The sequence below is a fragment of the Serratia sp. PL17 genome (assembly GCF_017832355.1).
Lineage (GTDB): Bacteria > Pseudomonadota > Gammaproteobacteria > Enterobacterales > Enterobacteriaceae > Serratia.
In genome coordinates, this window is the sequence record NZ_JAFIBY010000003.1 from 421,168 (window position 1) to 435,627 (window position 14,460).

Annotated in this window: 13 protein-coding genes and 1 tRNA gene; 5 read left to right on the forward strand and 9 right to left on the reverse strand. The window is 48.0% G+C overall.

What is annotated here, in order from left to right; genetic code table 11:
- Positions 1-93: 93 nt before the first annotated feature.
- Positions 94-169 (forward strand) — tRNA-Asn (locus JOE25_RS13585).
- Between the two features lie 169 nt (positions 170-338).
- Entirely contained in the window at positions 339-1,112 is a 774-nt protein-coding gene (locus JOE25_RS13590; RefSeq protein ID WP_209635949.1) for a nucleotidyltransferase domain-containing protein, read from the forward strand.
- Between the two features lie 275 nt (positions 1,113-1,387).
- Here the strand turns inward: JOE25_RS13590 and JOE25_RS13595 are convergent, their stop codons facing one another.
- The 8 genes from JOE25_RS13595 to JOE25_RS13630 form a co-directional block, all read right to left on the reverse strand.
- Positions 1,388-1,834, reverse strand: a complete 447-nt coding sequence (locus JOE25_RS13595; RefSeq protein ID WP_209635950.1) for a universal stress protein — start codon at positions 1,832-1,834, stop codon at positions 1,388-1,390.
- A gap of 168 nt (positions 1,835-2,002) precedes the next feature.
- Positions 2,003-2,722 carry a PA1136 family autoinducer-binding transcriptional regulator gene (locus JOE25_RS13600; RefSeq protein WP_209635951.1) on the reverse strand — a complete coding sequence of 240 codons (720 nt, stop codon included), beginning with the start codon at positions 2,720-2,722 and terminating at the stop codon, positions 2,003-2,005.
- Positions 2,719-3,594: a glyoxalase III HchA gene (hchA, locus tag JOE25_RS13605; RefSeq protein ID WP_209635952.1), complete on the reverse strand. Its 876-nt coding sequence runs from the start codon at positions 3,592-3,594 to the stop codon at positions 2,719-2,721. Before hchA ends, JOE25_RS13600 begins: the two co-directional genes overlap by 4 nt.
- A gap of 115 nt (positions 3,595-3,709) precedes the next feature.
- Positions 3,710-4,477, reverse strand: coding sequence for an ABC transporter ATP-binding protein (locus JOE25_RS13610; protein ID WP_209635953.1), 768 nt, complete (start codon positions 4,475-4,477; stop codon positions 3,710-3,712).
- Positions 4,464-5,474, reverse strand: a complete 1,011-nt coding sequence (locus tag JOE25_RS13615) for an iron ABC transporter permease (protein WP_209635955.1) — start codon at positions 5,472-5,474, stop codon at positions 4,464-4,466. Before JOE25_RS13615 ends, JOE25_RS13610 begins: the two co-directional genes overlap by 14 nt.
- Positions 5,475-5,537: 63 nt before the next feature.
- Entirely contained in the window at positions 5,538-6,617 is a 1,080-nt protein-coding gene (locus tag JOE25_RS13620; RefSeq protein WP_245209871.1) for an ABC transporter substrate-binding protein, read from the reverse strand.
- A gap of 55 nt (positions 6,618-6,672) precedes the next feature.
- Complete coding sequence (locus JOE25_RS13625) at positions 6,673-7,074, reverse strand: hypothetical protein (protein WP_245209872.1); 402 nt, start codon at positions 7,072-7,074, stop codon at positions 6,673-6,675.
- Positions 7,075-7,101: 27 nt separating this feature from the next.
- Positions 7,102-8,457 (reverse strand): MFS transporter, encoded by a 1,356-nt coding sequence (locus JOE25_RS13630; protein ID WP_209635958.1) that lies wholly within the window; start codon positions 8,455-8,457, stop codon positions 7,102-7,104.
- 340 nt (positions 8,458-8,797) lie between these two features.
- Between JOE25_RS13630 and amiA the strand changes: the two genes are divergently transcribed.
- The 3 genes from amiA to katG all read left to right on the forward strand — a co-directional run bounded on the left by amiA (position 8,798) and on the right by katG (position 13,388).
- Positions 8,798-9,646 carry an N-acetylmuramoyl-L-alanine amidase AmiA gene (amiA, locus tag JOE25_RS13635; RefSeq protein WP_209635960.1) on the forward strand — a complete coding sequence of 283 codons (849 nt, stop codon included), beginning with the start codon at positions 8,798-8,800 and terminating at the stop codon, positions 9,644-9,646.
- Between the two features lie 169 nt (positions 9,647-9,815).
- Positions 9,816-10,868 (forward strand): porin, encoded by a 1,053-nt coding sequence (locus JOE25_RS13640; protein WP_209635962.1) that lies wholly within the window; start codon positions 9,816-9,818, stop codon positions 10,866-10,868.
- 321 nt (positions 10,869-11,189) lie between these two features.
- On the forward strand, positions 11,190-13,388 hold the full coding sequence (katG, locus tag JOE25_RS13645) for a catalase/peroxidase HPI (RefSeq protein WP_209635964.1): 2,199 nt from the start codon (positions 11,190-11,192) through the stop codon (positions 13,386-13,388).
- A 49-nt stretch (positions 13,389-13,437) separates the two neighbouring features.
- Here the strand turns inward: katG and JOE25_RS13650 are convergent, their stop codons facing one another.
- Positions 13,438-14,325 carry a LysR family transcriptional regulator gene (locus tag JOE25_RS13650; RefSeq protein ID WP_209635966.1) on the reverse strand — a complete coding sequence of 296 codons (888 nt, stop codon included), beginning with the start codon at positions 14,323-14,325 and terminating at the stop codon, positions 13,438-13,440.
- Between the last annotated feature and the right edge of the window lie 135 nt (positions 14,326-14,460).

Genomic DNA, 14,460 nt, shown 5'->3' on the forward strand with positions numbered 1-14,460 from the left:
GTTGCGCATTCTGTAAGCAAACAGTCACAGAATGCGTAATCCACCTTTGACATGCTGCCGACACCCCGTTATGATTCCGGCCGTTCACACGATTCCTCTGTAGTTCAGTCGGTAGAACGGCGGACTGTTAATCCGTATGTCACTGGTTCGAGTCCAGTCAGAGGAGCCAAATTTAGAGAAGCCCGCTTAGGAAACTAAGCGGGCTTTTTGCTTTTGTTTTTTTTGAATGGCAGCTTTGAGCGAGGAACGGACGTTGAGGCATAATAGTTTGGAGACGAGAGTTTCAGGCTCAAAATGCCTGTTATCAGGAAAAATAACCTTAGCAAAAAGGAGCAAGGATGGCCGTCGATCATAACGATTCTATCTCCCAGCCAAAACGCGCGGAAATCCAACCTGCATTCTCACATATAATTGAATGTGTTGTGACAAATCTAACCCATTGCTTTCCTGAGCTTATACACAGTCTATACGTATACGGAAGTGTAGCTGAAGGCAGGGCAGAGGCAGGTAAGTCTGATCTGGATATGACAGTCATTTTCAAACATGAACCCGATCAGGCTACTAAAGAGCAATTTGCAACTGTTCAGTCTATTCTTGAAAAAAACAATCCAGTTATCAGTAAAATTGATTTTGATTGTGGTCTGCTGGGACAGGTTCTCGATCCAGATAATGTACTCAGCTGGGGATACTGGATTAAACATCACTGTCACTGCGTTTATGGAGAGGACTTGAGCCATCGCTTTCAAGCTTTCAAACCTTCAAAAGCTATTGCAGTGGCCGTGAACGGTGACTTTATGCAGGTTCTGGGCAAGCTAGTGATTCAAATGAAAACATCTTCTGACGAAAACAAAAAGTTGCAGCTTCAGCGCTCGGCTGCGCGAAAGCTTGTCAGAGCAACCAATATCCTTCGCAGTGAACAGGATAATGACTGGCCGGACTCTCTCCAGGAGTACCGCACCAAATTTAATTCGCGGTATCCTGCATTAGCGGAAGATATGGATTACTTACTGGAAATGAGTACTGAACCCCGAGGGGGCATAGCTGACTTCGAAAAACGGGTTATGGCATTTGCCCGCTGGCTTAGCTCCGAATTTAATAGCCAAAAAGCCTAACCAGATGTTCTTGTTAATAACCTCTTAAATAGCCATATTTAGAGAAGCCCGCTTAGGAAACTAATCGGGCTTTTTGCCCTGCAATCACGCAGTGGCAATTCTTAGGTTGCGATTAGCAGCGCGAGCCAGACTCGATACTTTCAGGGGCAATCATCGCCAAAAGCAGACATTATTTGAAGCCTATCTGAAACTCGTTGGCAAAAGCCTGGCGCGGCGTGACTCTGTCTGCCGCTTATCCCCACATCCAGATAAGACCCACCTGCTCACCCGCGCCCTCAAGGCGATGAAATTATTGGCTCGGGGGGAACATGAACAATCAGCACATCAATGGTTAAACGGTTGATGAATTCGAAAGAAAAGGAGGTATAAACACCCAAAAAGCGGTTTTCATGACCCAGCATAACCAGATCTATCCCTTCACTGTCGATCACTGCCTGAACGTCTTTGAATCTATGGATACTGACGATCGACTTTACCTTGACGTCAAAAGTGGCAGACCCTGCCAGACGGCTAAGCATCGCCTTAGCTTCAATCACTTCATGTGATTGACGATCCTTGGTTAAGGCATCGCTGGTGTAATCCAACTCTCTATAATCTTCGCTGATATGCCCTAACGTGATACAGGTGCCCATTTCTTTCGCAAGACGTTCGGCATGCGCCAACATGAGCTGACCGTCCGTCTCATTTTGGATCAACAACAACGCATGCTTGTAAATGTGCATACATCACCTCTCAACAGCATCACTCCGGCAGTTGCGTCTTTACCCTCCAGATGTCTGCCAGTCAAAACCTGCAATCCTTAATACACTTACGCCTTACAAGTATAAACGCGTATTTAATGCTCAGAAAAATCCACCGGGATAAACCCAACTGGTTTTTTTGGTCTGGCATCACATTTCAATCTCACCGTTGCGGATCGCTACGCCGATCGCCTGAGCGGTCGTGGTTGCGCCGAGCCGCCGGCGTATTCGGCGCAGGTGGTTTTCCACCGTTCGCTCCGACAGCCCCAACGTGGCAGCGATGTCGGCCTGGCGCCGCCCGGCAGCCGTCCATGCCAACACTTCACGCTCACGCGCCGACAACTTGCCAAGCGTGGCCTCTGCTGGCAACTCAAGTAACCTGCGCGCAGAGACAAAAGCCGCCGTGCCCACGATTAGCATCGCCAACCGAATTGGCGGAGAGCTTTCAATGCACTCACCGCCGAAACTGACCGCACCTTCCAACCCGGACGGGCCGAATATCGGGACCTGTACCCCATGAACGCCTGGGCCGCGAGGCATGCGAACAATCTGATAGCAACTCCCCTTTTCCGTCTGCACCTTGCTCCAGAAAAAAGGCTCTGTTGCCTGCAGCATATGCCGGGTTACCGGACAGTGCCGAAGATAGGTTACAGCATCCACCACTTCGCCGTCGCCGAACCAATTGCCTTCGACCCAGTAGATGCGATCAACCCCCTCATCTTCCCTGACGGCAGTAGAAAATAGCACGAAGCGGTCAAAACCCTGCGGAGCTGCGAAGGCGCGAACCCTCTCCTGAATAACAGAGAGGGTGTCCGCACGCTCAATAGCCAGTGCAGTGAGAAAGGCCTCTTGAGCAATGTCCACGCTCATCGCCCAGCGACATCGGCCAACAGCGTCTGTGCAGCCAGCTTGCCGAGATTGTTGGAAGCCAGTGGGCTGTCACCGGTCAACAACCGCCGATCTTTATGCACCTTACCGGTGATATTGGTATTAAGGATTGAAACGCCCAATTCACGCAACCGCTCGCCCACCAGCCAAGGCATCGGGCCTGGGATATAGCCGATATCAATATTAGCGCCGGTATCGAGCGCATCAGGAAACACGCACATTTCGTACCCACGGTACAAGAAATCGTCTTTGCCCTCACCAAGCCCAGCAGCCAGTAAACCGGCCGGGCCGTGGCAAAGCGAAATAACGTAACGATCATTGTCGTGCGCCCAGAACAGGGTTTTCTTAACGTCTTCACTGAAGGGGATATCATTAAGCACCCCGTGACCACCCGGAATAAAGACGGCAATATAATTGCCGGCGTCCAAGTCCTTCACCACATCAGAGAGTTTTTTTGGTTGCTTGAGCTGGCTACGGTATTTTTCATATGTGGCTTTGACCGCTTCATCTTCACCAGGGAAGGCCCACATTTCCAGTTTGACCGGATCGCCCGACGGCGTGGCGATATCTATCTCAAAACCGGCAAGATCCATGTGGTACATCGGCAACAACATTTCGACCGGATGGTTGCCGGTAGAAAAGAATTTGCCGTTTTGCATCATCAAATAACGCTCCTGCGAGGCGATCATCAATACCTTCCATTTTCCCCCCCGATACGCGTTGGGGTAGCTGGCACCGTCAAAATCAGTTTTTGACGACGTGTACTGCGACAGTGAGTAAGGTGATGGGAAGAAAGCATTTTCTTCCGCGATATCAGGGGTAGGATTACGATCCGCAGAGGGTAAATCAGTCATGATTATCTCCTTATTTGGGTTACGATTTGTGCTGCTGTTTCAGCTTAATTAAGAGAAACCCGAACCGCAATGAGGGATATCCCTTAATAAAACTTTTCGACCTTGATATCACATGTCAGTTCAACTTATGTGGTCTGATGACAAACGCTTCATCAGGCCCTCCTTCGCCCTCATAACGATATTTTCTTACGGGCACCTGGAAATATTCTTCCAGATACTCCTCTTGAAGAAGAGCATTTTTTTCACCAAATATATAGTGTTCTTTATCCATTAATAAGCATTTATCAGAAATACTCTCCGCGTAGTTGATAAAATGCGTGTTAAAAATTACAGTAACCTTTCTCTCTCTTGATAACTCCCACAGCATATCAATAACTTTCGCTTGGTTTTGAAAATCCAAATTAGATTCTGGCTCATCAAGAACAATCACATCAGGTTCCGCAACTAACGCTTTAGCAAAATAGCACATTTGCAACTCACCGCCGCTGATCTGATTAATACATTTCCCTCTGAGCCTACCAACATCAAGCCTATTCAAAATTTCTGAGGACCTATCGAAATCCTCTTTACCTGGTTTCGAAAAAAAACCTTTTCGCTGTGAGCAACCAAAAGAAACAAAATCGAGAACGCTGTAAGAGAAATGTAATTTCTTCGCCTGAGGAACGTAAGCGAGCCGTGCTTTTCTGTTATCAATATCCTCAATCACGCAGGCACCGGATACCGGTTGATAGATACCCGATAGACTTTTCAACAGTGTCGTTTTCCCTGCGCCATTTGGCCCCATCACACAAAGGATGTCTCCTTTTTCAAGATGGAAGCTAATATTGTTTATAACTTTTCTTGATCCTTTAAAACCAAAGGACAATTGTTCAACTGTTATCATATCTACGACTCATAATGAAAAGCAGTGCAAATAACGGAGCCCCAATGAGCGCGGTCAAAATTCCGATAGGGATCTCCGCATAAGTGGCGCTCCTGGCAATATTATCAATAATCAACAGAAATAATGCCCCACCAAGCGCCGAAGCAGGAATCAGCCTACCGTGGTTACAACCGAGCACGCTTCGAATCAGATGAGGGATAACCAGCCCAACCCAACCGACAACACCAGCAATAGTGACTGAAGCAGAGACCAATACTGCGGATAAAAAAAGTAATGCTACTTTTATCCGCTGCGGATTAAGACCCGCGATTTTTGCTTCATCATCCCCCAACGAGATAATATTCATTTTCCACCTTAACGTATAGATTGCAAAATAACTGATCGCATACAGTGGAATAAGCCAGTAAACTTGCTCTTTAAGCACTGACGCAAAACTGCCCATCAGCCAAAAAACGATGGCCGGCAATGTATCCTGTGGATCGGCCACATACTTAATTATTGATATAAAAGACACGAATACCGAAGCGATGATAATTCCTGACAGAATAGTGGTAAGTTCATCCTGCCGTTTTTTTAAATGGCAGATACCAAACACAAGCACTAGACTCAATATGCCAAAAAATAATGAACATAACGAACTCAACGCAAAAGGAAAACTAAACAGTATGCCAAGAGCTGCGCCAAAAGCAGAGGCCGAGGAGGTTCCCAGCACATCCGGGCTAGCCAGTGAATTTTTCAACACGGCTTGAAAAGTGGCACCAGCAACCGATAATCCCCCACCGACCATCATCACCGCGATGACTCTTGGCATACGCAAACTAAAAATAACGGAGTAGTTGGCTTCATCCTTTGCAGACAATTTCGCATGTAATAAAACCTGCATTATTTCGTCAACCGACAAAGAGTATCTACCGACAAATAATGAGGCGACGGCAACAAGGCATAAAACCACAGATAGCCCAGCCATTATGGCGGCATATTTTTTTCTATCAGGCATAACCATTACTTCCATAGAGAGGTTTAATTATTATATTTTTCACCATAAAATAATTTACGCGAATTATCTCTGAGCCAAAACCTCATTCAATAAACGTTCCGGTATGGCATAAGAGAACATCTTTTCATAATAATCTCGTGTTATATCCTTCAGCTTTTCAGCACTAATATATTCTGGATTGTATTTACTGATCATAAATAATGGCAACAGCGATGTTTCTGCAGAGAGTCCCCCCCAGTTATGTATCCCTACCGGCGTTGAGTAAACCTTGCCGTTTTTTACTGCTCGGAGTTCTTTCCAGTCCTGACCTGGGATTTTACCTTCCAACAGAGCGTTGGCACTGCCGAAGACAACAAAAATCACGTCAGGATCCCATTGCATTATCTGCTCCATCGAGACATTTATGTAACGCCCAGCATCACCGCTGACCTGTAAACTACCAGCAACATTCTCCATTCCTGCCATTTTCAGGTAGGTATCGCCATAGGTGTGAGGGCCACTCACCTTGAGCTGTTTGCCATCGCTTTCTTCAAGATACAATGCTTTGACATGTTGCTGCCTGATATCCGCAGCATAAGGTTGGATCATCGTCAACATGTTTTCCCAAGCGCTTTTGAATTTATGCGTATGGGGTAATCCAAGCGTTTCCGCAAACTTATTCTCCCAATAAACCTGGGTTACCATCGGTTCATACTTGGTTTTCCCGCCAGCGTCGAGATTAATGACGGGCACCCCTGCCCGCTCCAAGTGATCATCCTGACTTTTACCATAGTAATAAATAATATCCGGTTTAAGGCTCATCAACGATTCCATATTGACCGTATAGTCATTATTGATAAAGTCTGTGGTGATCCTGCCGATATCCGGTTTCATATCTTTCAGTACATTCATGTCGGAATGCGTAAAAGCCCAAGGGCCAACGCCGATGACATGTTTATAGGCTGAATCATTAGCCAATATCACACCAAATGGACAATTGCCGGTGATAACAATACGGTTATATTTACCAGAAACCGGGTGCAGTACTTCAGTGTCTTTTCCGGCAATTTTTGTCGTAATATCTCCGTTGGCGCTGCTAGTCGTCGGTAATGAAAATGCCGCCAACAAGATGGTAGCAAATAGTTTTATTTTACTGATCATCATTCCCCTCGCATTGTCTCATTGATAGAATTTTTTTGTTTTAGCCTCTTCAGCGTCATTAGGCTACCGAAGCAGTGATGCCCGCTGCCAGAATGGTTAATCCGGCCACAATAACAATTGCGGTTGTGGCGACAGCGCCACCGCCAACCAGCGCAGCCGTCTTGCCTTTAGAAATATCCTGCCGTTCAAGGAAAGAAATCTGTGTAAAAGGTATTATTTCCCCCGTATCGGCAATAATGGCATTGGGTTCAATTTTCGCCACGTTCATCTCGCCACCACTGCCATCCTTTAATCCATACTTCAGGTGGTCACCAATATAGACCTGTGGCTGAAGATGGTAATAACTCCCCTCTTGTCCAATAGCCTTTTGCTGTAATGCTACTGGGTTGTATGTGGTACAACCGCAAAGCGACATCATCACCAATCCGAGGATAAAAGGAGCCAAATTTGCCAATTTCATTGAAACCTCTAACTTATTTATGCATGATTAAGAGCGTGTTGATTTAAAACGCATATAGCTAACCATTAGGGAAAGAAATGAAAAAACAGCGCCCGAAACCAAACTTATGCTCGTTGCCTGACAGCCATAAAAATTAAAGAATATTGCTACCATGGCGGAACCGACGATTTGCCCCACTAACCGCGAACTGCCCAATAATCCACTGGCAATACCGCTGTTTTCGTGTGATACCGCCGTCATGATCAAGAAATTATTGGGTGACTGAAACAACCCGAAACCGATGCCGCAAATCGCTACACGCCAAACGATCGCCGTATTTGAAGGAGTATCTGGCAGATAAACCATCAACACCATGCCCATAAGCAAGAAAAATAGTCCTGCTACTGCAATAATATTGGGATCATATTTTTTGATAAGATCGCCAGAAATCAAGGATGTCACCATAGTCGCTAATGGCCATGCTGTCAGCAGTAAACCGATTTCCACTACGTTTCTTTGCAATATGCTATGAAAATAAAAAGGCAGCGACACGTAGGCCAGCAACTGTGTGCTGTAAGAAAACATCGACATCAATAGTGACAGCGTCAGCGTAGCGTTACGAAATATCGTCACTGGAATCATCGCCGCAGCTTGTTTCCGCCGTTGATTCAGGTAAAGCAGTACTGCCAATGCAACGAAAACTACAAAACTAGCTGCTGCCGACAAGAAAGAACTCTTCGTCATGCTCAACGTAAATGACGAGAAAAAAATAAACAGCGCAAAAACTAAAAGAGCGCCTCCTGTATCAAAATTTACATTGCGCTGGGGCTTAGGGGTTAAGGAGATAACACTCAGCAACAGTGAAAGGCAAGCAATAGGAACATTAATAGTGAATAACCAGTTCCAATTGGCCAGAGACAATATTGTTGAGGCGATCGATGGCCCTGCCGCTGCGGATACGGAAACTACCATGACGTTTATCCCCAGCCCCCGGCCCAATAATTTGTCCGGATAAATCTCCTTAATCAGTGCCGCATTGACGCTGAGAATAGCCGCTGCGCCAAAGCCTTGCACAACTCTGAATAGCGTCAACGTATCTAGCGTTTCTGACAACGCGCATCCCATAGAAGAGCATGCAAATAGAATTACGCCGGCCATGAAGATGTTTTTATTACCAATAGTTCTCCCCAATGCGGCAAATGGCAGTAGAGAAGCAATAACCGCAAATTGATATGCATTGATGATCAATATTGAAGCCGCTTCCGACACGGCAAAATCTTTCGCGATGATAGGGAGCGCCACATTTGCGATAGTGCTATCGAGCATAGCGATGACGGTGCTCAGGGATACGGCAAGCACAGCCACAACATTCAATTTGTCTTTTTTATAGGGTTTTATATTCATTTTACCTCCCCTGGAAGAGAAACTGCATTTATGCCAAAGACAATCGTTGTTCCTTACTGAGGATCACTCTTGATTTATACGTTATAACATAACATTTTCAAATGATAAAAATTATCATTTGAAATAATTGATTGCATAATGTTTCAAATTTGAAATTAACAATTTAAAAACATAAAAACTACAGACAATAACACTAATTAAACAGAAAAATACGGATTATAAGACTAGAGAAATTCATGAAATGAAATAGAAATTAACGGGTGCTAACAGTCGATAAGTCGAGCCGCTAAAATTGTTATGTTATAACGTTATATCAACGTATATCCTCTACGGTGGCCCAATGAATAAGAAAAAATCATTACAAATCACAGCATCCAGACGCACGGTTATTTTGGCCGGTCTGGCGGTCTTGGCATCAAATATCAAGATTTCGCAAGCTCATGCACAGGGCCTGCAGCATGCAAGGAAAGTACCGATGGCTCCAGACGCTAAAAAACCACACAAGAAATATCTGGTCGTGCTTGATCCGGGTCATGGAGGTATTGATTCAGGCGCCATTGGACACGCGGGTTCTCAGGAAAAGCATGTGGTGTTGGATATTGCAAAAAACGTTCGTGCCTTGCTCATTCAGCATGGAATTAATGCTCACCTAACACGTACCGACGATGTTTTTATTCCGCTTTATGACCGCGTAAAAATTGCCCATCAACACAATGCCGATCTTTTTATGTCAATCCATGCGGATGGTTTCACCTGCCCTTCCGCCTGCGGTGCTTCCGTTTTCGCGCTATCTAATAAAGGCGCCAGCAGTGCGATGGCAAAGTACTTATCGAACAGTGAAAATGCGGCCGACGATCTCGCCAGCCCTGCGGTCATTAAAAAAGATCATTATTTACAAGAAATACTTTTCGATTTGGAACAGACGGAAACAGTAAAAGAAAGCCTTCTCCTGGGTTCTCACATCATTAAACACATTGCGCCAATGCATCATCTGCATTCCAAAAACACGGAACAGGCGGCATTTGTGGTATTGAAATCGCCCTATATTCCCTCTGTGCTCGTTGAAACCTCGTTCATTACCAATCCTCAAGAGGAAAAACTGCTTGGAACGGCGGTATTCAGACATAAAATCGCCACAGCGATTACCAACGGCATCTTGAGTTACTTCACTCATATACAAAATGCTTGATAAAATACAATAATAAAATATCACCCCACCCTAAAATACTTTTACTTTCAGAAGCAATATGTTGAGCAAAAAAATAAGAGGGGAATTGAGCGTTCACTTACGATAGCAAAAAATGCTATTCACTCAATTTCCTCACTTCAACTTCTGAAGATAAAGGATTTTTCCGCTGATGTTAGTACGCATTTATCCCCGCCAGTTAGCCGAGTGCCTTTGTGCACTATCGATATTTTTTTGCTCAAACACCTTTGCGATTACACTCAAAGACAATGGTCAGGAGCGGTTGGATTTTTACGGCACCATTATTGCCAGACGTTATTCCAGCAGTAATGTTCGCAACGATGGTGACCGTAGTTATATCTACTTTGGTCTGTTAGGAAAAAGAAATCTCGGCCAGCACTGGAGAGCCTATGCGCACTGGGAATATACCGTCAGTTTTGCCGACGCCAGCAGGAACAGCACCAGACTCGCCTACTTAGGTATGGAAAACCCAGCATTGGGCAGTATAAATATAGGTAGGAATTGGGGCGCCTTATATGACGTAACCTCCCTTACTGACCGTTCACCATTATTCAGAGAAATGTCTTACAACTATATAGATAATTTTATGCGTGGCCGAGCACTCAACCTACTGACTTACCGTAAAAAATTAAAAATTTTACAGCGTAACGCCGCTATCGCACTCCAGTATCAATTCAAAAGCAATAGTGATGAACAGACAATAAGTAAGCAGAATGGTAATGGTATCGCCGCCTCTTTCAGTTACGCACTGACGCCGGCGATCACCACTATTTTTGCAGCATCATCATCCTTATCTACTCAGCAGCAGAATAATAATGCCGATTACGGAAGAAAAATAAATACTCTGGCAGAAGGGGTGAAATATGCAAAAAAAAGAACCTATCTCGCTGCCGTGTTTACACAAAGCGATAGCGCCATAAAACCACAAACATCCGATAATTGTGGCTCATCTTCCAGCTATGAAATCCTCGCTAAATACCGGCTGACGGACAAGTTCCAGCCCAACGTTGGCTATACGCGCCTTATACAAAACTCCTCGGGAAAACACGAGAGTGTATTGAATTACGAAGAAATCGGTTTCAGTTGGCTCTTTAATAAGAACATGCAGGCATTTATCAATTATGAGTTCAATAACATGAGTAAAAACGGCGCCGACGTCGATGTGTCTGACAAACTCGAGGTGGGCATAAGCTATCACTGGTAAGTGAAGAACAACAGCTTAGGGTCAGCGTCCTGTTTCAAACGCATTCATGGCTATCAATGCTCGGGTAATGAATAGTCAGGGACTATCACAACATTCAACTATACCTATTTTATCTATCCGCAGCCGCTGACTAAGCTTATCCATGAGTGTTTCTTCGCTCTTTACCGGCTCAGAAGATGAAAACCCAATGTATTCAATGAGGTTATGTTATTTAGCACAACACCCGACGCGTGCATTGGCCCGCGATGTCACGTTAACCGCTCCTCAGGTATAGGACAGACAGGGCCTGACGAGCGAACCTACAGAAGCAGAGAGCGCACCATGACAACTGAAAGTAAATGCCCGTTTTCCGGCGGCGGTAAACTGAATGCACCACGCCGCGGCCCTTCCAATCAGGACTGGTGGCCAAACCAACTTAGCCTAAAGCCACTGCACCAGCATTCCCCCCTTTCCGATCCGATGGACCCTGACTTCGATTACGCCAACGCCTTCAACAGCCTGGATTTGGCCGCCGTCAAACAAGATTTGCATGCCCTTATGACCGATTCGCAAGACTGGTGGCCGGCAGACTTTGGCCACTATGGCGGCCTGTTCATCCGTATGGCTTGGCACAGCGCCGGGACTTACCGTATCGGTGACGGCCGGGGCGGCGCAGGTGAAGGTCAGCAACGCTTCGCACCACTCAACAGCTGGCCTGACAACGTCAGTCTCGACAAAGCCCGTCGCTTACTGTGGCCCATCAAACAGAAATACGGACGCAAAATCTCCTGGGCTGATCTGATCATCCTGACGGGTAATGTGGCTCTCGAATCCATGGGCTTTAAAACCTTTGGCTATGCGGGGGGACGCGCTGACACCTGGGAACCGGATGACGTTTATTGGGGATCGGAAAAAATCTGGCTGGAACTGAGCGGCGGCGCTAACAGCCGTTATTCAGGCGATCGCGACCTTGAAAACCCGCTGGCAGCCGTGCAGATGGGTCTGATCTACGTCAACCCAGAAGGACCGGACGGCAACCCTGATCCCGTTGCCGCCGCCCACGATATCCGCGAAACCTTCGCCCGTATGGCGATGAACGACGAAGAAACCGTGGCATTGATCGCCGGTGGTCACACCTTCGGCAAGACCCATGGCGCAGGCCCGGCATCACATGTCGGCGACGATCCAGAATCTGCGGGCTTAGAGCTGCAAGGGCTCGGCTGGCAGAGCAGCTTCGGCACCGGCAAGGGGAAAGACGCGATCACCAGCGGTTTGGAAGTGACCTGGACAACCACCCCTACCCAGTGGAACCACGACTTCTTTAGACACCTGTTTGAATACGAATGGGAGCTGACGCAAAGCCCGGCTGGCGCCCATCAATGGGTAGCCAAAGACGTCGGGGACACCATTCCCGATGCGTTTGATCCCGCCAAAAAACAGCGCCCGACCATGCTGACGACCGACCTCTCGCTGCGCTTCGATCCCGCGTACGAGAAGATCTCACGCCGCTTCTATGAACACCCGGAGCAGCTGGCCGATGCGTTCGCTCGCGCCTGGTATAAATTGACCCACCGCGACATGGGGCCGCGTGCGCGTTATCTCGGTCCAGAAGTGCCGGCAGAAGAGCTGATTTGGCAAGATCCCATCCCCGAAGTCGATCATCCGTTGATCAACGATCAGGATATCGCCGCGCTCAAAACCCAGATTCTGGCTTCCGGTTTGCCGATCTCCGTGCTGGTATCCACCGCCTGGGCTTCAGCGTCCACTTTCCGCGGTTCCGACAAGCGCGGCGGAGCCAACGGTGCACGCATTCGTCTGGCACCGCAGAAAGACTGGGCCATCAACCAACCCGCTCAACTGGCGCAAACGCTGGCCAAGCTGGAAGGGATCCAGCAGGCGTTTAATCACGCACAGTCGGACAATAAACGTGTTTCTCTGGCGGATCTGATCGTACTGGCCGGTGTGGCAGGCGTGGAACAGGCGGCGATCAACGCCGGCCATCCTGTCAGCGTGCCCTTCACGCCGGGCCGTATGGATGCCACGCAGGAACAGACCGATGTCGACTCCTTTGAAGCGATGGAACCCGTCGCAGATGGGTTCCGTAACTATCTGCAGCGTCAATTCAACGTGCCGGCCGAAGCATTACTGGTCGATAAAGCGCAGCTGCTGACGCTAACGGCACCGGAGATGTCGGTACTGCTGGGCGGCCTGCGGGTCTTGAATGCCAACGTGAGCCAAAGCCAGCATGGCGTATTCACCCAACGGCCACAGGCGCTGACTAACGATTTCTTCGTCAACCTGCTCGATATGAACACCACCTGGAAACCGGTGGGCGAGGAAGGCGTATTCGAAGGCCGCGACAGCAAAACGGGAGCGCTCAAGTGGACGGCAACCCGCGCAGACCTGATCTTCGGTTCGCACTCTCAACTGAGAGCACTGGCGGAAGTCTATGGCAGCGCAGATGCCCAAGCGAGTTTTGTTCGGGACTTTGTTGCCGCCTGGAATAAGGTGATGAACCTCGATCGTTTCGACCTCGCCTAAGCTCACACCGCAGTAACGTCGCCCGCTTAAGGTCACTTAGGCGGGCTTTTTATTCCTTTTTTACCGGGAATAACCGTTCACTAAGAAAATCGATAAAAACGCGCAGTTTGGGGGCCAGGTATTTGCTGGAGGGCCAGATGACCCGGAAAGATCCCTGATGCTCAACGAAACCTTCCAACACCTTTTGCAGTTCACCACGTTGCAACGCCACCTTCACCATAAAATCCGGCAGGCAAGCGATGCCCAACCCGGCTTGCACCACCGGCAGCAACGCTTCTGAGGTATTGCAGATCATGGTCGCCGGCAGCTCAGACAAGGCAAGATCCCGCAGTGGCCAGGGCTCAAGCCGCCCTGTAGTAGGGAACTTGTGCTGCAAGCAGGCATGATTGAGCAAATCTGCCGGCTTCTCCGGCTGACCGCGTTGTTTTAAATACGCTGGCGACGCCACAAGCACTAACTGAAAGCCGCCAAGCCGCCGCGACACCAACCGCGAATCCGTCGGCTCACCGGTACGTACTACCGCGTCAAATCCTTCTTCAACGATATCCACCATGCGATCGGAAAAGTCGACATCCAGCGCAATGTCCGGGTACTGGTGCATAAAATCGGTCAGCACCGGCATCATCAGCCCACTGACCAGCGGCAAACTGACACGCAGCTTGCCGCTGGGTGTGCCACGGCTGTCGGCCAGTTCGAGTTCGGCTGCGGCCATCTCTGCCAGGATCCGGCGGCAACGCTCAAGAAACAGCGCGCCTTCTGCCGTCAGCGTCACGCTACGTGTACTCCGGTGGAAAAGACGCACCGCCAGCCGTTGCTCCATACGCGCCACACTCTTACCCACCGCGGATGACGATACGCCTAACTGCCGCCCTGCATCGGAAAAACTGCGCGTTTCTGCGACCTGCACAAACGCCTGAATGCCATTAAGACTGTCCATCACATACGCTTCCTTATTCAGGACATTTTTGTCCGATATCTATGGAAATTTAGCCTATTTTTCTTCGATGTGGGAGAGATTACCTTGATGGCAACGCAGTCACCGCCGTGACACGGCCCCTGACACTGCACAACT

Coding starts and splice junctions, on each gene's coding strand:
- JOE25_RS13610 (WP_209635953.1), bottom strand. CDS start 4,477: ATGATAACAGTTGAACAATTGTCCTTTGGTTTTAAAGGATCAAGAAAA.
- JOE25_RS13625 (WP_245209872.1), bottom strand. CDS start 7,074: ATGAAATTGGCAAATTTGGCTCCTTTTATCCTCGGATTGGTGATGATG.
- JOE25_RS13590 (WP_209635949.1), top strand. CDS start 339: ATGGCCGTCGATCATAACGATTCTATCTCCCAGCCAAAACGCGCGGAA.
- amiA (WP_209635960.1), top strand. CDS start 8,798: ATGAATAAGAAAAAATCATTACAAATCACAGCATCCAGACGCACGGTT.
- JOE25_RS13650 (WP_209635966.1), bottom strand. CDS start 14,325: ATGGACAGTCTTAATGGCATTCAGGCGTTTGTGCAGGTCGCAGAAACG.
- JOE25_RS13620 (WP_245209871.1), bottom strand. CDS start 6,617: ATGATGATCAGTAAAATAAAACTATTTGCTACCATCTTGTTGGCGGCA.
- JOE25_RS13630 (WP_209635958.1), bottom strand. CDS start 8,457: ATGAATATAAAACCCTATAAAAAAGACAAATTGAATGTTGTGGCTGTG.
- JOE25_RS13615 (WP_209635955.1), bottom strand. CDS start 5,474: ATGCCTGATAGAAAAAAATATGCCGCCATAATGGCTGGGCTATCTGTG.
- katG (WP_209635964.1), top strand. CDS start 11,190: ATGACAACTGAAAGTAAATGCCCGTTTTCCGGCGGCGGTAAACTGAAT.
- JOE25_RS13640 (WP_209635962.1), top strand. CDS start 9,816: ATGTTAGTACGCATTTATCCCCGCCAGTTAGCCGAGTGCCTTTGTGCA.
- hchA (WP_209635952.1), bottom strand. CDS start 3,594: ATGACTGATTTACCCTCTGCGGATCGTAATCCTACCCCTGATATCGCG.
- JOE25_RS13600 (WP_209635951.1), bottom strand. CDS start 2,722: ATGAGCGTGGACATTGCTCAAGAGGCCTTTCTCACTGCACTGGCTATT.
- JOE25_RS13595 (WP_209635950.1), bottom strand. CDS start 1,834: ATGCACATTTACAAGCATGCGTTGTTGTTGATCCAAAATGAGACGGAC.